Here is a 4,231-nt window from a genome sequence, read left to right on the forward strand (position 1 = left end):
GTGGGGCACTGATGTCGACGACGCCGTCCGCCAGGTCGATCCGCAGCACCCGCGGACCCGTGAAACGCGCCCTGCCTTCGTACACGGTGACGAAGTCCGCCTCCTGGCGCCCCCGGCGGCCCTCTTCGCGTTCGGCGTCCAGCCGCCCGAACACCCGGTCGCGGAGCGCCCGCCAGCGCAGGGCGAGCAACTCCGCGTCCACGTCGTACGTGCCGGCTTCACCGACCGTACGGGCCACGTGGGCGGCGTGGGCGAGCATCTTGCTCGGGATGCAGCCCGCGTTCAGACAGGTTCCGCCGAACCACTTCTCCTCGACGATGGCGACGTCGAGGTCGGCGAACGAATCGTCGACGACGGAGTTGCCGGATCCCGCACCGATGACGACAAGATCGTGCTGACGCATCACGGCAGGCCCTCCAGGCCGTGCCCGCGGCCCGTCGGCCGCCTACCAGTAGTGCCGTCGGCCGCCGACCGCATGGCCGACCGAGCCCAGAATCCAGAGCACCGCCCCGACCACGAGCAAGATGATTCCGATGGTCCACAGGATGGAGATTCCGGTCAGGAATCCGATGAGCAGGAGGATGAGTCCGGCGACAAGCATGGTGTCCTCGTTCCCATGTCGGGAAATCGGCGGAACGGTCGATCCGCCGGATCCTTCAGTCCGCGTGTACCCGGGAATTCCGTCCCTATCGACGACGCGCCCGGATCTTTCGCGGCGGCAAAGGGTCAGCCCGCCTCGAGGGGGTATAGACCCAACGGGGAAGACACCGAGGCCCGGCCCCGCGTTCCGGTGCGGAGCCGACCCGGTCCGAGATCGGACGTCCGCATGACCTCTGCGAAGGCTTTCGAACACCCTGCGTTGTTCTACCGGGGCGAGGACGAGTACGTCGCCGCTCTGGGGCCCTTCATCAGGGCCGGCGCGGAGGCAGGCGAGCCCGTCGCCGTGGCCGTACCGGACGGACACCTCCGGCTGATCAGGGCGGAGCTCGCAGACGCGGCCCCGAACCCCGCGCTGCCCGGGGTGCGCTTCGTCGACATGACGCGGGAGGGGCGCAATCCGGGCCGGATCATCTCCCGGGTCCTCCTGGGCTTCGCCGACGCCCACCGGTCCGGGCATGTCCGTATCGTCGGTGAACCCGTGTGGCCGGGGCGTACCCCACAGGAGTACCCCGCGTGCGTCCAGCACGAAGCCTTGATCAACAACGCCTTCCGCGGCCGTGACGTGACCGTCCTGTGCCCGTACGACGCGCAGCGCCTGCCCGCCGAGGTGCTCGCCGACGCGCGGGTCACCCATCCGGCCGTCATCGAGGGCGGCCGGGAGCGGGTGAGCGGCCCCTTCTCACCCGCCCGCGCCCTCGCCCACAGCAACGAGCCGCTGCCGCACCCCGCCGACGCCGCCGCCTTCGATTTCGACGCGGGGAGCCTGCGGGGCGCGCGCCTGTTCGCTGCCCGGATCGCCTCGCGGCTGGCCGCGGCCGAGGAGACGCGTGTGGCGCTCTTGCTGACCGTGGCCGAGCTCACGACGAACAGCGTGGTGCACGGCGGCGGGAGAGGGACCCTGCGGCTTTGGATCGAGGGAGATCAACTGGTGTGCGAGGTACGCGACTTCGGATGGTTGCGCGATCCGCTCGCCGGTCGCGTACCGCCCCCGGTCGAGCGTCCCGGAGGCCGCGGGCTCCTCCTCGTCAACGAGCTCGCCACGCTGGTCCGCATGCACACCGGCGCCGCGGGGACGACGGTCCAGGCCTCTCTCGACCTGCGGCCCGTAGCCCTGCCGTGACGTGATGTCCTGGCCCCGGGTCCACGCCGGGACCCGGGGCGGTCCGGCCGGCGGCCGGACCCGTCAGGGCGCCATCTCGTACGAGCCGGCCAGGGCCTCGACCCGCGCCCAGACGCGGGCCGCGCGGTCCGTGTCGACGGCCGGGCGGCGGACGGCGCCGAGCGCCCAGTCCTGCTGGACCGTCGTGGCGGAGTCCTTGCCGTGGAGCTCGACCGCGTGCGCGGAGAAATCGCGTACGAGCACGCCGAACAGCTCGTCGAGCACGTCCTCGTCCAGGCCGGTCAGGCGGGCCTGCTCCAGGACGAGCTGGCCGTGCACGACCAGCGCGAAGAGCTGGCCGACCGCCAGGAGGAGGTCCAGGTCGCGGCTCTGCTGCTCGTCGGGCGCGGCGGTCTCGACGAACGTGCAGAGGGCGTCGGCCTGTTCGCGGAACCGGGCGACGTTGGGCACGGAGGCGTACGCGTCGTAGGCGGGGCGCCAGTCGTGGAAGCGTACGGAGCCCAGACCGCGGGCCGGGCCCTGGCGGAAGAGGAAGTCGTCGTCGGCCGCGTCGAGGCGGGTCGGCACGGGCGCGTAATCGGCCGGGGCCAGCAGGTGGTTGCGCATGAACTTGAGGATCAGCGCGAGGTTGACGTGGACCGTGCCCTCCAGCTTCGGCAGACCGCGGATCTCGACGGCGGCCTGGGCGAAGTAGGTGTCCTTCTCGAAGCCCTTGGCCGCGATGACGTCCCACATCAGGTCGATGACCTTCTCGCCCTCCGTGGTCACCTTCATCTTGGTCATCGGGTTGAAGAGGAGGTAGCGGCGGTCGTCGGGGCCGGCGGAGCGGAAGTAGTCGACGGCGCGGTCGCTGAACAGCTTCATCCCGACGAGCCGGACGTAGGCGTCGGTCAGTTCGCGGCGCACGTGCGGGAAGGCGGTGACGGGGCGGCCGTAGAGGATGCGGCCCTGGGCGTGGGTGACGGCCTCGTACATCGCGTGCTCGCAGATGCCGATCGACGCGGTGCAGAGGTTGAACTTGCCGACGTTCACGGTGTTGAGGGCCGCGTCGAAGGCGGCGCGGCCGGTGTGCAGGACGTCGGCGGCGGTGACCGGGTAGTCCGTCAGGCGGAACTCGCTGACGTACTTGGAGGAGTCGACGACGTTCTTCACCAGCCCGTAGGCGGGGTGGCGGCTGTCGGCCGCGAAGAACACGTAGCCGTCGGGGCCCTCGATGTCGGTGCGCCGGCCGAAGACGGAGACGAGTCCGGCCGCGTTGCCGTTGCCGATGTAGTACTTGGACCCGGTGGCCCGGAAGCCGCCGTCGCCGTCGGGCTCCAGGAGCATGTCGGTCGAGTAGATGTCCGCGCCGTGGGTCTTCTCGGACAGGCCGAACGCGAACACCTCGCCCTCGGAGAGGAGTTCGGCGGCGCGGGCGCGGGCGGCGGCGTTGTCGCTCTGCCAGACCGGGCCGAGACCGAGGACGGTGACCTGCCAGGCGTACCAGTAGTCCAGCCCGTAGAAGCCGAAGATCTCGTTCAGGGCGGCGATCCGCGCGGTGTCCCAGCGCTTGTGGGGCTCGTCCTGGCCCGCGGCGGAGGCGGGGGTCAGGAAGGCGGCGAAGAGCCCTTCCTTCGCGGAGAACGCGAGGAAGTCCGCGAGCCAGGCACGGGAGCTGTAGTCCTCCAGCAGCTTGCGCTTGCCCCGGTCCTCGAACCAGTCGACGGTGGCGCGCAGCAGCCTGCGGGTCTCGGGGTCGAAGTGCGCGGGGTCGTAGGTGCGCGGGTTGAAGAGGAGGGGGTCGCTCATGGACGTTTCGCCTTCCGGTCGGAGGATGAGGGGTGAAGGTGAAGGGTGAGGACGAGGCAGTACGGGAGGTGGGGGCCCGTGGCGGTGCGATCGGCGGGGTCAGGGCGCCACGAGGCGGTGGAGCGTGTCGAGTACGTCCTCCAGCCAGGCGAGCTGCATCCGCTCGTAGGCGATGCCGCCGCGGAGCACGACGTGCTGGAGCTCGCGTCCGGCGTCGTCCGCGACGGGGGCGTCCGCTCCGGTGAAGTCGCGCAGTTCGCCCGCCAGGTAGTGCGTGAGCCGGTCGGCGTGCGCCCGGTGGTGGCGCTCCACCTCGAGGATGAGCGCGGCGGGGTCGTCGAAGGCCGCGCCGCGGATCTTCACGGCGAGCTCGTGCCGGACGGTGTCGGGCTGGACGGGCTCGTGGAGCCACGCCGAGAGCGCGGACCGGCCGGCCGGGGCGACGGAGTACTCCTTCTTGTCCGGCCTCGACTGCTGCGCCACTTCGAGGACGTCGACCCAGCCGTCGCCCTCCATCCGCTTGAGCACGCGGTAGATCTGCTGGTGGGTGGCGGTCCAGAAGTAGCCGATGGACCGGTCGAACCGCCGGGCCAGCTCGTAGCCGGAGCCCGGCTTCTCCAGGAGGGAGACGAGGATCGCGTGCTCGAGTGCCATGCCCCGATC

5 protein-coding genes are annotated in these 4,231 nt (G+C 71.0%); 1 reads left to right on the forward strand and 4 read right to left on the reverse strand.

The genetic code is table 11. From position 1 onward, the window contains the following. Both ACWGDE_RS36685 and ACWGDE_RS36690 read right to left on the reverse strand, forming a co-directional pair. Nucleotides 1-403 (reverse strand): FAD-dependent oxidoreductase (locus ACWGDE_RS36685; RefSeq protein ID WP_453393413.1); only part of this gene is annotated, 403 nt, incomplete at its 3' end. Nucleotides 404-445: 42 nt separating this feature from the next. Beyond that, nucleotides 446-601 carry a DUF6131 family protein gene (locus ACWGDE_RS36690; RefSeq protein WP_453393414.1) on the reverse strand — a complete coding sequence of 52 codons (156 nt, stop codon included), beginning with the start codon at nt 599-601 and terminating at the stop codon, nt 446-448. A gap of 225 nt (nt 602-826) precedes the next feature. On the opposite strand from ACWGDE_RS36690, the gene ACWGDE_RS36695 reads away from it, so the two are divergent. Next, nucleotides 827-1,780: an anti-sigma factor RsbA family regulatory protein gene (locus tag ACWGDE_RS36695; RefSeq protein WP_453393415.1), complete on the forward strand. Its 954-nt coding sequence runs from the start codon at nt 827-829 to the stop codon at nt 1,778-1,780. Nucleotides 1,781-1,843: 63 nt separating this feature from the next. On the opposite strand, the gene ACWGDE_RS36700 is transcribed toward ACWGDE_RS36695, so the two are convergent. Both ACWGDE_RS36700 and ACWGDE_RS36705 read right to left on the reverse strand, forming a co-directional pair. Beyond that, nucleotides 1,844-3,568 (reverse strand): acyl-CoA dehydrogenase family protein, encoded by a 1,725-nt coding sequence (locus ACWGDE_RS36700; RefSeq protein ID WP_453393416.1) that lies wholly within the window; start codon nt 3,566-3,568, stop codon nt 1,844-1,846. 99 nt (nt 3,569-3,667) lie between these two features. Continuing rightward, nucleotides 3,668-4,222, reverse strand: a complete 555-nt coding sequence (locus ACWGDE_RS36705) for a PadR family transcriptional regulator (protein WP_453393417.1) — start codon at nt 4,220-4,222, stop codon at nt 3,668-3,670. Nucleotides 4,223-4,231 lie beyond the last annotated feature (9 nt).

Source organism: Streptomyces sp. NPDC054956, from assembly GCF_053609185.1.